The 18,114-nt window shown below is 54.3% G+C and carries 12 protein-coding genes and 1 pseudogene; all 13 read right to left on the minus strand.

The genetic code is table 11. The features are described 5' to 3' along the window. Positions 1-3: 3 nt before the first annotated feature. A complete protein-coding gene (tssM, locus tag U0026_RS03800; RefSeq protein ID WP_174525770.1) occupies positions 4-3,465 on the minus strand; it encodes a type VI secretion system membrane subunit TssM in 3,462 nt (1,153 codons plus the stop codon). A gap of 77 nt (positions 3,466-3,542) precedes the next feature. Then, entirely contained in the window at positions 3,543-4,943 is a 1,401-nt protein-coding gene (gene tssA, locus U0026_RS03805; RefSeq protein ID WP_062776438.1) for a type VI secretion system protein TssA, read from the minus strand. A gap of 4 nt (positions 4,944-4,947) precedes the next feature. After that, positions 4,948-5,676: a type VI secretion system-associated protein VasI gene (gene vasI / locus U0026_RS03810; protein WP_062776440.1), complete on the minus strand. Its 729-nt coding sequence runs from the start codon at positions 5,674-5,676 to the stop codon at positions 4,948-4,950. Further along, a complete protein-coding gene (gene tssH, locus U0026_RS03815; protein ID WP_062776441.1) occupies positions 5,673-8,459 on the minus strand; it encodes a type VI secretion system ATPase TssH in 2,787 nt (928 codons plus the stop codon). Before tssH ends, vasI begins: the two co-directional genes overlap by 4 nt. Before the next feature lie 8 nt (positions 8,460-8,467). Then, positions 8,468-9,232, minus strand: a complete 765-nt coding sequence (gene icmH / locus U0026_RS03820; protein ID WP_062776443.1) for a type IVB secretion system protein IcmH/DotU — start codon at positions 9,230-9,232, stop codon at positions 8,468-8,470. Positions 9,233-9,236: 4 nt separating this feature from the next. Next, positions 9,237-10,568, minus strand: a complete 1,332-nt coding sequence (gene tssK, locus U0026_RS03825) for a type VI secretion system baseplate subunit TssK (RefSeq protein ID WP_062776445.1) — start codon at positions 10,566-10,568, stop codon at positions 9,237-9,239. Positions 10,569-10,570: 2 nt separating this feature from the next. Then, a complete protein-coding gene (gene tssJ / locus U0026_RS03830; RefSeq protein WP_062776446.1) occupies positions 10,571-11,104 on the minus strand; it encodes a type VI secretion system lipoprotein TssJ in 534 nt (177 codons plus the stop codon). Next, complete coding sequence (tagH, locus tag U0026_RS03835; protein ID WP_062776448.1) at positions 11,101-12,390, minus strand: type VI secretion system-associated FHA domain protein TagH; 1,290 nt, start codon at positions 12,388-12,390, stop codon at positions 11,101-11,103. The genes tssJ and tagH overlap by 4 nt, the downstream gene beginning before the upstream one ends. Positions 12,391-12,414: 24 nt before the next feature. Beyond that, on the minus strand, positions 12,415-13,503 hold the full coding sequence (gene tssG, locus U0026_RS03840; protein ID WP_062776449.1) for a type VI secretion system baseplate subunit TssG: 1,089 nt from the start codon (positions 13,501-13,503) through the stop codon (positions 12,415-12,417). Then, positions 13,467-15,320, minus strand: coding sequence for a type VI secretion system baseplate subunit TssF (tssF, locus tag U0026_RS03845; RefSeq protein ID WP_062776451.1), 1,854 nt, complete (start codon positions 15,318-15,320; stop codon positions 13,467-13,469). The genes tssG and tssF overlap by 37 nt, the downstream gene beginning before the upstream one ends. Positions 15,321-15,324: 4 nt before the next feature. Then, on the minus strand, positions 15,325-15,741 hold the full coding sequence (gene tssE / locus U0026_RS03850) for a type VI secretion system baseplate subunit TssE (protein WP_062776452.1): 417 nt from the start codon (positions 15,739-15,741) through the stop codon (positions 15,325-15,327). Further along, positions 15,738-17,209: pseudogene (gene tssC / locus U0026_RS03855) on the minus strand (type VI secretion system contractile sheath large subunit). The gene tssE and the pseudogene tssC overlap by 4 nt, the downstream one beginning before the upstream one ends. Positions 17,210-17,487: 278 nt before the next feature. Beyond that, entirely contained in the window at positions 17,488-17,991 is a 504-nt protein-coding gene (gene tssB / locus U0026_RS03860) for a type VI secretion system contractile sheath small subunit (RefSeq protein ID WP_062776454.1), read from the minus strand. Positions 17,992-18,114 lie beyond the last annotated feature (123 nt).

Genomic DNA, 18,114 nt, shown 5'->3' on the forward strand with positions numbered 1-18,114 from the left:
TCCTCAATACAGGGTATCCGACAGCCGGAACTGACTAAATAATCCGCCGGTGAACGGGTTATCTTCCGTGTCCGTATGTACCCGGTACACCATTGCGCCGCCGTCCACGTTAAAGCGAACGCTGAATGTACCATCCTGTACGCCGGTGAGTTGCCCTGCGCCAAACAACCTGAACTGCGCCCACGGTCCGCTGAAACTGATGCTGCGCGGCGCGTTGCCACCAGTGCCAATCAGCGTCAGCTTGCTTTCATTACCCTCACGCATGTTATTCGGCCAGACCAGATGCGCGGTATAATTGCGGCCCTGGTTATAGTCCACCAGCTGACCGTCAAAGTTGAGTACACTGCGTCGTTTATTGCCGGAAAGCGATACGGTTTCCACGGCAAACTGGGCGCCCAGCCCATTTTGCCGGCTGAAAAATGCTTCGCGGATCTCCTGTGCGGTCTCCAGTTGCCTGTGGATATCCTCGCGAATGATGACGCTGTTGTCCCCGTCTCCCAGGCTCAGGTCGTTCTCCATAAACAGCCGCAGGTTCTGCTGATAAAAGGTATCCAGTACGCCATCCGGTTTAAAGAAGCGTTCAAACGCATCCAGCGACGCATCCTGTGATGAGCGCGGGTTAAAGGGATATTTGTCAGCAAGCTGCTCGTTAAACGGTTTCACCACGTTATCGCGCCAGTCCACTTCCATGTAGTGGACTGCCTCCACCATCACCACATGCCAGGCCTGATCCGCTAGCCTACCTACCCAGCGGTTAAGCGGGGCTGGCAATGTTTTTGCCATCTGGCGGGTGGCGAAGATGGGATCACTGCTGTTTTGATCCAGCCGAAGCTGCACTGCTTTAAGCGCTGATTTTCCCGGTAGTGGTGCGTTCTGTATCGCCAGCAGGTATCGGTGCAGTTCCGTCAGTTGTTGATAGACCGCCTGCATGGTGTTTTCTTTGTCTTTCTTTAGTGCCAGCGTGCTGTTCTCCGGAGCAAACTCATGCCCCAGGCGTGTCAGTAACTGATAATCCGGCTCAGCTATGGCTTCCTGAAGCGCTTTGTCATCCAGTTTTTCAGAGAGTACGGTGGGCTGTGTGTTGTCGCGCAGTGCCGTCAGAGCCCGCTGGAGCGGCTGATCGCCACTGATAATTTGCTCCAGGGCGCCGGTCAGTTCAGCAATAGATTTGTAACTGCGCACATTAAGGTTATCCATCCCGGCACGCCAGGTGGCGGTGTAGTCGCTGAGATACTGCTCGGTGAGCTGGCGCTGAATTTCTGCCCGGTCAGCCTCACTGTATTTAACGCTGTGGGTAAGGTTCAGTACCCAGGAATCCATCGCCGTCAGTTCAACCAGCGCATCGCGTTGTTTGACAAAATAACTTTGCAGGCCATAACGGGTGAGGAACTGCGGAACAATAAGTTTATTATCGTCCCCGGAGGTAAACACCAGATCAAACGTGGCACCCACTTGGTCACGCAAGTTCAAATCGGCGGGCAGCACGCCGAGCGCACGCGTTTTCAGACTTTGGTAAACACGCTGGTAGACGGGGAGTTTGCTGAGTTCTTTCTGGGCTGCCAGCACCGGGCCGTCATACGGCGTCCAGCGGTTGATGGCGTCGACGTCGCCTGCCTGACGTTCCGCGTGCCAATCAGTATGTTGCAAGGCATAGTCCAGGTGAGACATAAGCTGCGCCTGGAGATCACGCTGACCATGGAACTTATCGCTCCAGCGTTTTGCCATGTACTGCTTCACCACCTCGTTGCTGCGTCCGCTTTTATCCTCCAGCATTCTCATGACGCGCACTACCGCGAGTTTTTCCTCGCTCTCTGCTGGTGCAGCATTCATCTCTTTGACCAGACCATTAAAAAGAGCCGGGAGATAACGCTGCTCCAGCAGTTGCAGGTAGGTCTGCTCCACAAACGGGCCGATACGTCTGCCCTGATACAGCCCCATATCGGCCACGCGGCTGCGATCACCCCAGTCGCCGTAGGCTAGCGTGGCATCACGCACCGGGTTAAGCAACGGCAGTTGCAGGTTGCCGTAATCGTCCATGCCCTGCGGCGGTGGTACGGACATAAATGCTTTTGCCTGTTCCAGAACGGTGATGCCGGATTGCCAGTTATTATTATAATAGTGATGCCAGCCCATAATCAGCAGCACCGCAGCAATGCCGCCAGTAATGGAAAACACCGATAACCGTCGGCGGGATTGCATCAGCCAGACGCGGCTTTCACCTGCGAGGTTAGGCTCTGCCAGTAAGGTCTGTGGAAACAGATTGCGGGTAAAATAGGGAGCCGTGTCCACCAGAGGCCTGGCCGTCATTGGGCTGTTGCCCAGGCGGAATTGACGGGCGGCAGATTGCATAAAAATATCGTCTATCTGGCCGCGTTGCAGGGAGGAGGTGAAGTACACGCCGCGCAGCTTGACGTCCATATTTTCTCCGTCCAGCAGTCCGTCCAGCAGCGATACCAGCGGCTCGCGGCTCCCCTGTATCTGGCGAACAAAGCTGAAAAGGGAACTGCGGGAGCCGGGAGTTAACATCCGCTCCGGCAGGGCGTTATTGAGCTGTTCGCCCCAGGTCTGCCAGAACGCATTCAGCTCCGTGCGCCAGTCGTCATTTTCGTGGGCATGACGGGTAAAGGTGACGCCAAGAATGGCATCGCGATCGTTCCTGCCCAGGGTCTGAAATAGCGCGGCGAAACCGTGCAGTAAATCCAGCCGGGTCAGTACCACATACACCGGTAACTGGCAGTGAAGGTGCTGGCGTATATCCTGCAATCGCCCACGCAGTATTTGCAATAGGTGCTCTCGGCGTTGTTTGTCGGCAGTCAGCAGATCGGGCAAATCCAGCGTCAGTATCAGGCCGTTCAGTGGTTGTCTGGCACGTTTTTGTACCAGCCAGTCCAGCATAGTTGTCCACAGGCGGCGGTGTAGCACATCCGCCTCCGGTTGCTCAAAGAGCAGGCCGTCTGTATCAAAAATGACCGCCTGTTTTCCCACGTGGGGGGTAACGTATCGGCGTAGTTCCACTCCCCGCATGGCCTCCGGGGCGTATATAATGTCGGACGGAAAACCTTCGCGCAGCAGTGATGTTTTGCCGCTTCCTGATGGACCAATAACCATATACCACGGCAGTTGCCATAGGTAGCGACGGTTGTCGAGATGGCGTTGTAGACGCAGCAGCCAGTGGTCAAGATAACGTTGTTGGGCCGTCAGCTCTATGGTCAGCGGATCTTTTTCCTCTTCACGCTGTTGTTTTTGCTGTTTTTCCAGCTGCTGCAGGCGCTTCATCACCCTAATGGTAAGCCATACCAGCGCTGCGAGCGCCCAAGCCGCCGTCGCCAGCCAGCGGTTCGTCAACGGTTTAAGCCACTGCTCGTCGTATAACGACCATGACGGGCCTTTCCACCAGATCCATACCAGCAGCACAATCCACACCAGTGCCAGAAGCCAGGCGGCGGAAACCTTAAAGCGGGGCATCGCCGGGGCGAGGGCGGATCGCAAATTGCTGAAAAGTCGAGGTGTTGGTAATCTGAACACAGTAACTCCTTGTCACTTTATAATTTTTCTGCCGTGAATTTTTGTTCTAGTTGCTCCAGCAGGGACGGTTCCCAGTCAGCCAGCGTCATCCGTAGCCCTGCTTCAAACAACATCCGGAACTGCTGCTCAGCAAGCTGATCCATTCCGGCTTCTTCCATTAGTTGCGCGCTAAGATACTGTCGGTGGAACCGATCGCGAGGCTCGCCTTCCGGCAACTTTTCCAGGTATTGCAACGCCGCTTCCAGTCCCTTCTCGCTGAAACACTCGCGGACAGCCTCTGTTTCTTCGTCGGTCCGCACAATTGACGCTGTTTGGCTCCCCGGAGATGCCGCCAGCCACTGTTTTGTCTGTTCGCTTATAAACGGCGTGCGGTCATTAAACAGCAGGGTGGCAAGTTGAGGCAGGCGGGCGAGAAAACGAGCCATTTCATCCCGGATGGCTTCTGCTGCACTGGTGTAACCCAGGTGTTGCGCGGTCTGCGCCGAAAGGTAATGGCCATCGAGCCAGTACGGGGCCAGAAGCAGGCTTTTTTCCACCTGCTGCCAGAGCGTCAGATCGGCATTGTTCAGTCGGGTCTGATAATCGGCGGTCATATCAGCAGGCACCGCCGCCAGCGATGTCCGCCCGTCGCTTTCAGCCTGGGGGACGGACGTAATGGCCTGCCATAACGCATGGCGGCGCAGGCGGTAGCCCTGCGGCGAATCGGGTTGGCGTTCGCAAAGAATGGCGGCGACTTTCAACAGTGTGTCGCGCCAGGACTTGTCATCATGGCTTTCAATATCGACAATCGGGACAGCGGCGATGGCCGATGCTGGAGAGGTCGGAGGGGCAGTTAGCGGAGGTGAACCGGCAGATGGCGGCGCAGGCTTAACAGGGTCTGCCCTGTGAAATGCCCGGCGATACTGCGACGATAGGTCATCCACGGCCTGTGCCAGCCCTGGGGCATTATGTTCCTGCCAGCGCTGCGCCAGTTTTGCTAGCTCCGCCAGCAGGCCGTCGCGCTGCGTGGCATCTGCATTTTCTGCGAAACCCTCCACTCCGGCTTCAAAGCGTTTGGTAACCTGAGCGGCAACGCGCTGTTTATGTACGGCATTTTTCGGTGCGGCCAGCGTCCAGAAATTCTCCACGTACAGCGCCAGTAAACGCAGCGCCAGCAGTGGATCACCGGCGTGTTGCAGGGTGCGTAGCAGATGCGCCAGTAAGCGAAAATCTTTGCTTTCCGAGGCCAGAAGCACCAGCCCCCGGCGCTGAATTTCCGGGATATCCAGCTGACTGTGAGCCAGTGATCCGAGCTTAAGCATTTCACCGTCGATATATTCCCAGTCAGGATTATCATCTTTCAGCGCGGTAGCTTGTTTGTCTTCCGGCAGATTTTCCAACAGGTGCGAAATCCAGATATCTGGGTTACGTAAGTCCATAGTGTTACTCTCCCGCCCAGTGGCAGGTGTCGCGTAGCGGCGCGATGGTTTTCGCCAGCCCGTCAATGTTAAATGTCAGTTTCCCGGCAGCACCGTCCGTACCGATGCCGATGGTCAGGTTTTTTGCGCCGAAAAGCTGTTTGATTTCGTCAATGCCGGATAAACCCCGGCTGGATTCCAGCAGCGTACCGTTCTCTCGGATGAACCAGTGAGACTGAAAGCGTCCCGTATCAGTTGTCAGTGTCACGGTGATATCACTGGGCGTCATGGCATGCGTCAGCGCCACCTGCATTCGGGTGATGTTATCCACACAACTGAACATCAGCACCGGGCGCGGCGGGACGTTGCCGATAGCGGGCGTGGTGATAATCACCGTTGGCCGCTCTCCACCGCTCTGTGTCATCATCAGTGTGATGGAGTTGTCCGGACGCTGTTTTTCCTGAGTGTAGGCCCGCTTCCAGCCTTCACCTTCATAACTGGCTTTTACCAGTGCGCCATCAAAGCCGGGTTGCTCTGATGCCAGAATATGGTCATAGCAGTCAAGACGCTCCAGCGCAGCAGGCTCCCGACGACAGACCATCATGGTACTGAGCGTTGTCAGTGCGTTGGTTTCCGGCACCACAATCCCCGGCAGTACGGCAACCGCCTGTTTCGCAGGTGTTTCCGCCTGTACTGCGCCAGGAAATAATCCCGGCAGCAGCATCATGATCAGTAGCGTCTGCATTCTGCTCATAAAACGGTTTCGTCCTCTATTTCCGCTTCAGGCTGCATGTTATCTGCCTGGCTATCATCCGGTGCATCTTCTACGTCAGCGGTAAACGCACCGTCCGTCACGCGTAGCACGATGCGGGCAATCGCCGTGTTCGCCGCCATTTTCTGCAACAGCAGAAGAGACAGTGGCGGCAGCATCTCGCCGTCGATAACCGATTCCAGCATCCGCGCGCCGTTTTCAGCGCGGGTGACGCGCTGCATGATTTCGTCGGTCACTTCCGGCTCAATCACCACCTCCGCGCTGAAGCGGGTGTGCAGCACGTTATCCAGCCGCGCCAGCTTCCCGGCGATAATGACAGAGAGTGTTTCACGCGACAGCGGCAGATACGGCACCACTTCCATGCGCGCCAGCAGCGCGGGTTTGAAGAAGTCTGCCAGTACCGGATACAGCGCATCGTGCATGGTTTCCGGGGTGTCGGCATGTTCGACAATCACCTGATACCCAAGGTTGGAGGTCAGGAAAAAGACGATGTTTTTACAATCAATCAGACGACCTTCGCCGTCGGCCATCTCGCCTTTATCAAAGGCCTGGTAAAACAGGTTAAGCACGTCCGGGTGGGCTTTTTCCACTTCATCCAGCAGCACCACTGAGTACGGTTTCTGACGGATGGCTTCAGTCAGCACGCCACCTTCGCCATAGCCGACATAGCCTGGAGGGGAACCAATCAGGCGCGAGACGGTGTGTTTTTCCTGGAACTCCGACATATTGATGGTGGTGAGGTACTGGCGCCCGCCGTAGAGCAGTTCAGCCAGTTGCAGCACGGTTTCAGTTTTACCGACACCACTGGGGCCAGCCAGCAGGAACGCGCCTAGCGGACGCCCCGGGCGGCGCAAATCGGCGCGTGCAGTAAGCAGGTGTTTATGCAGGTGTTTGATCGCCAGTTCCTGGCCTTTGATGGTGTCGCCCAGCCACTGCGGCAAATCCGTGATAACAGACATTTCGTTTTGCGACAGGCGGTTAAGCGGCACGCCTGTCCATTCGGCAATGACGGCGGCGATTTGCTTTTTATCGACATGAGGGGAAACCAATAGTTGTGTATGGTGCAGAGTCTCTAGTTCAGCGGTTAACAGCGCCAGGCGCTTTGCTGGGGGGATTTCTGGTTCCGGCTGAGTGACTACCGACTCATTCACAGCCACGGCATCCTCGTTGGATGGCTCATTCACCGAAGCAGCAATATTGTCGGAAGCCGCCGTTTTCGGTGCGACGTTATCTTCTTCGCCGTTTGCTTCCGATTCGTCCAGCAGTTCCTTACGCAGCGCGATAATTTCCTGTACCACTGCCTGCTGTTGATGCCATGCCGCTTCCAGTTGATCCAGTTTGCTCAGCGTTTCGTCATACTGCACAAGCACTTCGGTCAGCCGTGAGGTGTCTGACCGTAGACCGATAAGGACCTCGCGTTCAAGCTGGCACATCTCCACTTCGCACTGGTGGCGCAGGGTGGTCAGCGCGGAAATTTGCTTCGGCGGAGAGGAAAGGTTAATCGCTACCCGCGCACAAGCTGTATCCAGCACATCGATGGCTTTATCCGGCAACTGGCGACCAGATAAGTAACGCTCGCTCAACGTCGCCGCTGCCTGTAACGCTTCATCGTCAATCAGTACACCATGGGACTGCTCATACACCCCTGACAGGCCGCGCAGAATAATGGTGGCTTCGTCAGCATTGGGTTCGCTAACTTTGACCAACTGGAAACGACGCGACAAGGCGGCGTCTTTCTCGAAATATTTTTTATACTCGCTCCAGGTGGTGGCTGCGATGGTTTTCAGCTCGCCGCGTGCTAGCGCAGGCTTTAACAGGTTAGATATATCCAGCCCGCCCTGCTGGTTGCCCGCACCGATCAGCGTGTGGGCTTCGTCGATAAACAGAATAACGGGTTTCGGTGACTGAGTGACTTCCGTCATTAGCCCCTTAAATCGCTTCTCAAACTCGCCTTTCACCGATGCGCCTGCCTGTAGTGCACCAAGATCCAGGGTCATAATATCGGTGTCGCGTAGCTTGTCCGGTACCTGTCCGGCGACAATGCGCAGCGCCAGCCCTTCGATCAGCGCGCTTTTACCGACGCCAGCCTCACCGACCACCACCGGATTGTTTTTACGGCGGCGGCAGAGAATGTCTATCATCAAGTCGATTTCATTATCGCGACATAAAACAGGATCAAGTTTACCGTTGCGGGCATCAGCGGTCATATTGCTGGCGTAGCGGGCAAGCAGGCTGTCGCCGGTATCGGCTGCGGCGCTGATGACTTGTCCGTCCTCATTCTGCATAACCGACTCGGCGGACGTCTTCGTCCATCCGGCAAAATCCTGCTGTAGCTGATCACGGTTGATGGCGGTGAGCAGCCGTGCGGCGGCAGGCAGCACATAGCGCTGCGGCGAGTGGAGCAGGGCGAGCAGTAGGGTGCCGCCGCGCAACTCCGTTTGCTGCATTTCAGCAGATGCCAGCAGCCAGGCCTCTTTCAACCATTCAACCAGCATGGGGGAAAACGACGGATAGCTATCCACTGAACGGGTTGTGGCGTAATTTTCCACTGTCAGCGCCTGGCGTAAATCATCTTTATTGATTCCGGCGTGTTCAGTAATTACCCGTAAATCGCTGCGCAGGATAGCCAGCATCTGGATCAGTACGTGGCTAACAGTGATTTCTGCCGCTTGCTGGCTCATACATTCTGAGGCAGCGGCTTCCAAAGCCTGTTTCGCAAAGGGGTTAAGCCGTTTTACCAGTGTGGCCAAATCAATCTGGATCATATGTGTCCTTACCTGGCGAGCAGCCGGTTTAACTGATGAAGAATGTCCTGCGTCTGGCCGTCCAGGCGCAGCAGATAGAACAGATAAAACAGCGCCAGTACGACGATGCCGCCAGATAGAACATGCCGGATGGTCAGTCGGTTAATGAGCTGGTAGCGTCCGCCCTGGTTTTTTTTATCCTGGTGCAGCAGCGGAAAGGGTGCATCGCCGCGCAGTTTATGCAGGACGTGATACAGACGGCGGTATATCTGCTCAAACTCCCCTTGCTCCTGAGGCGCGACTTTATAACGCCCGCGAAAGCCCAGCGAAAAGCAGATATACAAAAACTCCAGCAGATCCTGGTAGCGTTTTGGCTCGCGCATCAGGCGCTCGAGCAGAATAAAGACCTTTTCACCACCCCAGGCTTCATTGTGGAAATGCACCAGTAACGACTGTTTGATCCATTCGTTCTTGTTGGACCAGCCATTACCCAGCGCCGCTTCATCAATAAAAGTACACAGGATGTAACGAAACGAGATAATCACGCCTGGCTCATAGCCCTGTTCCTGGAGTAACTGCTCCACCGCCTGCACATCCGTCACCACCTGAGTGAATAAGTGTTCAGGCATGGCATGGCTGTTCATCCCTGCAACACGCATCACCATCCCCAGCAGCGGCGTGGCGGCGTCGATCATCGGGTTCAGACTGTTGCCGCGAAGCGTAAGCTGGTACTGGCGGAGGCCTTCGCTTTTGTATCCGGGCAAATGGGGCCGGGACAGTGATAACTCATCCATCGCCTTATCCTCTTATGGCCCACAGTTGCATATTCAGATCCGGAAACGTACCGGATACATGCAGGGCGATGGCTCCTGCGGATGCCACATCCGCCCAGGCTGCTCCGCTCTTGTCCAGTTCGAAATAGCTGAAACCAGCATGGTATGGAAGCTGGCGGGGGGCAACCATCAGCGTATGCAGCCGTATGCCTGGGATTTGCACACTGACCATATTGCGAATTTTTTCCGGTGAGGAGATTTTTGACTGCTGGATAAACTGGCGCTGGAGTTGCAGAGTCTCCATTTTCGCGGCCACTGCCAGTACAAAGGTGGCCGACTGCAACAGCGCTGAGTCATGTACATCAGCCTGCCAGATGCCATCGCGCAGATGCAGCGGCAGGTTAACCGCCCTGGGCGACAGGACGGTATGCAGTGCCCGCTTCACTTCTGGCAACAATGTTTTGAATGTGTTCGTCAGATTACGGTGATCATAGACATCCAGTGGACAGGGCAGGCGGGATGGTTCGGTAAATGTCATCAGTTCGCCCAGCAGCCCGGCAAGATCGAGATAAAATGCTTCCGGATGAAGTTGTGGTCTGCGGGCGCGGTGGGTGAACCGGGTCTGGTTACGATTGAGCAGCTGCAGCATCATAAATTCCGCCACATCGGCAATACCGCTTTGCGCTGGAGAACCAATGCGATTAGCAAGGTCATTGGCCCGGCCGCCGACCGTTTCCTGTACTTCGCGAAGAAATTCACGCAGCCGTGCGCTGACATGGATGTTCTGGCAGCAGGGGATAAAATTATCATCCAGCATCAGAGAGCCATCTGCACGCTTGTCTTTGATACGACACAGTGGCAGCGTGACATACGCACTCATATCGTCTGCCCCGCTCATAATGCGGGGGGTTAACTGACCTACCGTCAGTGCCCGCGCATCACCATTCTCTGAATGCAGATCCCGGACATCGGCATCGTTCAGCCGGTAACGCCCGACTTGTTGCCCGTAACTGACTTCGCCTCTCACATCGCTGGCGACGGGTAAGGCCAGATAGACATTACGGCTTTCTTCATCGGGAAAACTGTCCGGATGCAACGGGTCGGGTAGCGCATCCTGATCCGGAAGGGAGAACACCGTGCCATCCGGAAGCGTGCCCGATGCGCTGTCGAGCATGATTTTACCCTGCGCCAGCAACTCGTTGTTGATGGACAACTCCGTAAATCCCCACGATAAATCATGAACGGCCTGGAAACGCAGATTATTCACATAATCATTATAACGTTGCTGCTGCTGGAGATGGTGCGGACGCATCAGAGTCCCTTCCCGCCACATCACCTTGTTTCGCGTGGTTGCCATCGTTAATCATCCTCTTTTTTCATTTCAATACTGCTCTGCCGGATATGTACCAGCAGGCGGTAGTTGTGTCCTGTTCCTTCCACCGCTTCGATTTGCTTCCACTGCGTGGTCTGGTCGTCGGAGAAGTAGGCAATTACGCCGATAAACTGCGTTTTCTCATCCATCTTCACCGATGGCAGAGTTTTTATTGTGTCGGGCAGCAGGCTGAAATCCTGGTGATCGATATAGTTCTTCCCCAGCGCCTCCGGTAACGGTGTGCTGGCGAGCTGGTCATAATCTGCAGCCTGCAATTTCGAATCATCACTCAGGTAAACCAGTTGTACGTCCACCGCAGCCGCTTCACCGTCCGCATTGATGTTGGCATCCGGCTCGGTCAGCAACGTAATCGTCACCTGTGAAGACTGGTCAGTTAGTTTGCCGACCTGAATATTCGGGTTTTTGATGATCTGGCCGATTTTTTTAGCTGTTTCACAACCAGTTAAAGCGACGGTGAGCAATGCCACTGCAATCCAGGCACGGCAAAAACGCCTGGTCATGCTTCCGGCTCCCGCTGTTTTTCACGAAGTACCCGGTCATAGACCTGGGCATACACTTCGTTAAACAGCATCTCAAAGCCCTGCTGGCGGCTGGAAGCCAGCTCATCGTAATAATCGCAGTACATCTGCCAGGCTCCGGCACCATCCAGCGGCTTGCGCAGTTCATGGCTGCGGCGGTACTGCACAAAACGGCGCATCAGGCTCTGCGGCGAGAAGGCGTCCAGCAGTACGCGCAGCGATTCCACAATAGCGGCGCGGTTGGCTTCTTCGTGATGGCGTATATTGCGCAGGCTCTCGCTGACGGCAGCAGGCGCGGCGAGATGAACCGGGCTTTTACCTTCAGCAAACAGCACGTCCAGCGCGGTGGCGTAGTCTATATTCAGGCGCAGCGGATTATCTTCAAGCGGGCGCAGATGTTTGTCAGACAGGCTGTTGCGGTGCTGCTGTAGCTCAAGCAGGCCTTTAACTGTCGCCTGCAATGTCCTTCCCGCTTCTTCCAGAAAACCATCGGCATCCTCCGTATTATGTACGCTAAGCGTTCCGCCCAATCCCCGCAGCAACGGGGTGACTGCGAGATGGCGCCGTGCCGCATCTGCCGCTGAAATCGCGTCATCATCGGCATCCTGCGGATCGGCATACATTGACGGCAGATCCATAAACGGCGTGTTGATCCCGCCATGCGTGACCGGATCGGACAACGGGGCGGATGGCCGGGCAGGCGTGATAGCAGCAAGAGAATCATCCCTCGTGGTCAGACTTTCAGTCTGCAGCGCCTGCAACGGATCGGTGGAAAAGCCATTAACAACGGTATCTTCAAGCTGGTGGCGGGCCGGTATCCCCGGATATTCCGGTGCACCGTCAGTGGATAGCAACGTGTCTGAGAGAATGTCGTGGTTAGAAACAATGGTTTCAGGGGTGGCCATCTCTTCGTCGTAATGCCGCATCCCGCCCTGGTTTAGATAAACCCGGAGTATCAGATGTCCCGTCTGGATCTCATCGCCCTGGCGTAACTGCACCAGATCCGAGGCTACCGTGACTTTGGCTTGGTTTAGCCATAGTGGTGTAGCCAGCGGATGCAGGCAGAATGCTCCATCATGCAGACTGATGGTGAACGCTTTCGCTGGAATATCCTGATGCCTGTCCTGAATCGGCCAGTGGCACTCACTGGTGTGGCCCACATCCCCGCCCTGTGTGAACAGACACCGTGCCGAGCGCCCGCTTTCCAGTTCACTGCCGTTAACGACATGCAGTGAAAGCGTCTGTTGCCGCGCTTTTCCTTCCGCCATATCATGCTCCATAATAGTTATATTTTACTCCCTGACTCGGATGGTGACTGAGGGATGTTCTCCCGGATCGCCGAGAAATGACGTCCAGCCTAGCAGTGCGCTCTTGTTATCACCCAGCCGCATGGTGCTCACCTGTTCCGGCGCCAGCCCCAGGTACAAATCCCAGGCAAGCTGATCGCGCAGGACGAAGGAGACAAACATCGCCAACGACAGAAAGTTTTCTCCTGACGGCAGGAACGAGAGAAATTGTTTACGACTCAGGTTGTTAATGCTTAACTGAAATTTACCGCTGAGATCGGGAACACTCGTCCCGAGGACAAAATTGCCTAGCACCGATCGACAGGCCAGTTTTTCGCCATTTTTAATCGTGTAACATCCGAGACTGTTCTGCTGATCTGGCTCAATTTCCACCATCCGCCGCTGCCAGTTTTGCAGCGTCACATCAGATAAATTTAAATCGAAACAGTGAGCGACCAGCGAGCAGACGATCTCCGGTGAGCGCCCCGGATTCGCCAGTATTCCGGCGTAGGCCAGCATTTTGCTGTGATTAATTGCCAGGCGGTCGCGAAGCTGGCGGTGGCCCAGCCCAACCAGGGAATACATCCGCTGTGAGAACGAATCCACGCCGCCGTTACGGAAACTGACGTGGTAGCGGTACTTACGCCAGATATGCCAGACAAACTGTGTCAGGCGATGGCTGAACATATCCAGAAAATCGCTAACCGGACTTTGCTCGTGCACGGATTTCCAGGCCAGATGATCAAGGTAATAACCTGGCAGGGGAGACTGGCTACCCTGTAGCCCCATAAAGGTGGTGGTCACCCGGAATTGCCCGGAGGTATCCTGCTCCAGCGCGCTGATATCACTTACCGGAAACCCCAGGCTGGCATCAGCCTGGAAACGAATGGTCTCTTGCGCCGGAGGGGTATCCAGCGATAACTCCGGTGTTTCGCCGCCCTCTGATGCCAACTGGTGCAGTAGTTCGGAGAGAGCGAAAAAATTACAGGCACGGGCGTTCTGAAGAAAACTCTCCCGTAACGTGTTTTGTTCATCCTGTACCGGAGCATCGTCCGGACTCAGATGAGGGGGTGTTGCCCGGTTCTTTCCGCCCATTTCCATGACTCCTGGCTTTCCGTGTTAACAACGGTGAGCATGTGGAATGAATTGACGCTGGCATATAGCGACAGGAAGTGCGACAAAACTGCGCCTAGCAGGTACATCTCTCCTTCACAAACAAACGGCCCCGGATGGATATACAGGGTGGACGCCAGACCGCGTACCGGTATCCCGGTAAATAGGCGATCAACAGGTTTGGTTTCCAGCTGTTCAATGGCGTCCAGTTTCTGCTGTGACAGGCGAGCCATCTGCGGATGATGAATGGCGTGGCGATCAAAATTGGCGATGACCTGTTTGAGCGCATCAGCATCCAGCAGTGACAGATAATTTAGGTTCATGGCGGACAGCAGGGACCAGTGCAGGCTGCCGTCTATAACTGGCCAGAGTGGCGGCGTGGGGCGCGTGATATTGCGAAATGATGCCACTGCTGCGTTTTTACCAGTTGTACCTGTGATGTCACCAGGCAGGAGCTGTACCGGCAATTCACGGTTGGTACAGGTCAGCGATACTGAGACCACTTCATTATTAAGCAGTGAAGAATCCGGGTGGCTGCCATCGGCATGGATAAAAGCCAGGGTATGATCAAAGCCCCGGTAAAACAGCGAGGTCTTTGTCCGGTGCTGCCAGTAAACTACTTCTCGTTTACGGCTGTATTCCATCTGGTGGCTAAAGCTTTCAAAGGCAGGCCACTGACGTACAGAAGGTGTGGTAACGTGTTGTCCAAACTCTTTTTTTCTGAATATATCCTGCGTCTGGCTCACCACACTGTTAACCGAAAAAATGTCGTAATGATCTGGATAGTGGCGGCTGGGTATCAGGGGATAATCTGCCCGCTGGTGATCCAGTGTAATCGCTTCGGCATGATGGAAAAAAAGATTAATGGCGGGCGCACAGTATAAGCGCAGGGAGCCGCGGTGTAGCTGGAGATCCACTGGTAAGGGACGCGAAAAACGCAGCCGTAGAGTGAAACGGTTCTCCTTCAACCCGGCTGGTAGTGCTGGAATGCCACAGACATCGAAAAAGAGAAAACTGTCGGCGTAGCAGAAAAACTCCTGGAGAATGCGGTAGCCGCTGTGGACATTACCGGGCCAGGGGAGCATGGCATCCTCTGACTCAAATCCCACAGCTTTCAGCATAAAGTCAGGCATGGGGATCGACTGTTCGCCCGTAATCAACTCTGCGCCTTGTAAATATTCGCAAAACCACAGATAAAGCTGATAGCGGGTATAGTTATCGTCGTTGCCCAGCCAGAAACGCAGCTTGTTCAGATCCAGGGTGGTGAAATCTGTACCCGGTGCGACGGCAAATGTAATATCAATGATGCCATGGCGGGGCGTACTGCGATCCTCAACCTGATCCAGTTGAACGGGCAGCAGCCAGATATCCCGGCAGAGAGTGAAAGTACAGGGCGGGGCTACATCGTGCTCGTTGCCGGAATAAGTAGACAAGACCTGGTTTCCCTGACTCCCCTTTGCACTGATTGTGAATTGTTCGTTACGAGGGATGCATACTGGCACAGATGTTTTGTCCATATCCGGACTGTATTCAATCAGCGTCATCGATGGAACCGGGCGTAAATAATTGGGCCACAGCATTTTGATCAGGCCGTGTGTCAGCTCAGGAAACTCATCCTCAATTTTCTGGCGCAGATTGCCGGTCAGAAATGCCACGCCTTCTAGCAGACGCTCGATGTCCGGGTCGGCCCCTTTTTCAGCCAGAAACCGGGCCAGATGCGGTTTTTCGGTCGCCAATTGTTTGCTTAACTGCCGAAGGTAATTCAGTTCCTGCCTGTAATAGCGCTCTTCAAATTCCATTTTGCTACTCCACCCGATAATGCTGACTGCCGTCCGGCGCCATATCAAACTCAAGCACATCGTCAATGCCGTTAAATGTCACCCAAGCTGTGATATGGAACGTGATTTCATGAGGGCTTGCCGCCAGAGGAAGTTCCGCCCGAACTTCAGCGTGTGAGATTCTGGGTTCATAACACTCAATGCACTGTACGATGGCCCGGCTCATGGCGATGCGATAATTATCAGACCCTTCAGGCTCTTCGATGCCCAGTTCCGGGGTGCCCCGACAACTGCCGGAGCGGGTGTTCAGGATATTTCGCAGGCTGTGGCGAATGGACTGCCTGAATGCCTCTATATTACTGACCCCCCGCCAGTTTCTGGCAGGAGGTTTTTCCAGACGCTCAAACAGCGATCCGGCAGGCCTTTCGCGCTCAGGTATCACTTGTCTAATCGCCCGACTAAGGACAGCTCAAATGACGCACCCATATATTTAAAGTGGGGTCTTGCGGAAATCGCCACCTGATACCAGCCAGGTTCGCCGTCCACGTCCAGAACCTCAACTTTAGCACCACGCAGGGGCTTACGGCTGCGGACGTCAGCAGGCGGATTCTCTTGGTCAGCGACATACTGGCGGACCCAAATATTAAGTTCCCGCTCAAGGTCACTTCTCTCTTTCCACGATCCAAGCTGCTCGCGTTGCAAAACTTTAATGTAGTGTGCGAGGCGGTTGATAATGAACAGGTAAGGTAGTTGTGTACCCAGTTTGTAGTTTGTTTCGGCATCTTTGCCCGGAAAATGCTTGGGTTTCTGAACCGAATTCGCGGAGAAAAAGGCGGCGTTATCGCTTCCCTTGCGCATGGTCAGGGTGATGAACCCCTCTTCGGCCAGTTCAAATTCACGGCGGTCGGTGATCAGCACCTCTGTTGGGATCTTGGCCTGAATCTGCCCATTGATTCATACAGATGTACCGGTAGATCTTTTACCGCGCCGCCACTCTGTGGCCCAATAATATTAGGCGCCCATCTGTACTTCGCGAACGAGTCAGCTACATTACTGGCCAGCATCCATGCGGTGTTGCCCCACAGATAATGTTCGTGGCTGTGGCTGACATCTTCAGCGTAGTTGAAACTCCTGATGGGGTTTTCGGTGGCGGAATACGGTTGGCGGAGCAGAAAACGCGGTGCGGTCAGCCCCAGGTAGCGAGAGTCTTCAGAATCGCGCAGGGCGCGCCATTTTGTGTAGGCCGGGCTTTCAAAGATGGCATAAAGATCTTTGATATTTGGCAATTCAGTCCAGGAGTTTAGTCCCATAAATTCCGGCGATACGGAAGACAGGAATGGCGCATGAGCCATAGCGCCGACGGCACTGACATAGTTCAGCAGCTTCATGTCCGGCGTGGTATTTTTGAACTCATATGCACCTAGTACTGCTGCAATAGGTTCGCCGCCGAATTGGCCAAATCCGCTGGAATAAACATGCTTATAGAAGCCAGACTGAGTGATTTCTGGTGCGAATTCGAAATCGTCCAGCAGCTCTTCCTTGGTGACATGCAGGATATTAACCTTAATGTTTTCACGAAAATCAACGCGATCCACCAAGGCTTTCATTGAACGCCAGAATGATTCTAATTGCTGAAACTGAGGGGCGTGAATAATTGCATCCATCTGACGGCTGATACGGGCATCAATGTCCGCAATCATGCTATCCACGGCCAGTTTGTTTACGGGTTCTGCTGGCGAGCTGGATTGCAGGAGGCTCGCAACAAAAGCCGTTACGCCCTGGCGAGCAATATCATAACCGTCAGCGCCGGGCTGGATACGGGTTTGCGCCATGATTTCATCAAGCAGCGACGGAGCATGGCTTCCCTGTTCAGTGCGGGCGGAAACAAGTTCTTCTTCCTGTAAAGACATACTGAAAATCCTTGTGTTGATCTGTATTTCTGGTGCCAGGTTTCACTGTCAGTAGAACATCTTCCGCCAGTGTGGCTTCATCTGCTGGTACCTGTTGGTATGGATGATTTCATCCATCAGACATCCGATCTTCTGGTAAAGAGCCGCGATCAATACAACTCGTGTTGTTGTCGCCGATCTTGCTGATACATAACCGGAATCACAGCCAGCGTGATTGCGTCATCGGTTCTGCTGGTGTCTTCCCGCAAGCTCATACCTAGATTCCTGAAAAACAGTGGTTACTGGTTTTCTGCCTGGCTGATTTCTCGCAGTAACTGTTCGCGGGACTCTTCATTTTCCAGCAATGCCTGAAGCTGGGCACGAAATGCAGGCAAATTACCCAGCGGGCCTTTTAATGCTGTCAGCGCTTCACGTAGCTCCAGCAATTTGTTCATCTCCGGCACCTGTTTTGCCACACTGTCCGGTGAAAAATCGTTGAGAGATTTGATTTCCAGCGAGACGTTCATCTCATCGTCATCTTTTGCGTCGTCCTTCAAAGCAGCCGGAACTGCAAAATTCAGACTAATAGCCGCTTCTGCCATTACTGAATTGAATGAGTGCTTGTCGATTGAAACCATCTGGCGTTCATCAAGTGGTGCTGTTTCCTGTGAATTACCGGTATCACCCACTATTAGCATATTGAGGGGTAATTCCACCTCAGAGGGCTCACCGTCAGTTTTAGGAACGTAAGAAATATTAATGCGTTCTTTAGGTGCTACGCTACCGTTGTAATTTTTGCTCATAGAAATCATCCATCAGATTACGTTGTGTGTTCTGCATCTCCGTACAGGCCATGGAACAATGGAATGCCGTGCGATTAAAAAATCTGGTAATCATTTTACGCGTAGATTTTTTTTTGAGAAGCT

Origin of the sequence: Kluyvera intermedia, from assembly GCF_034424175.1 — a bacterium.
Lineage (GTDB): Bacteria > Pseudomonadota > Gammaproteobacteria > Enterobacterales > Enterobacteriaceae > Kluyvera > Kluyvera intermedia.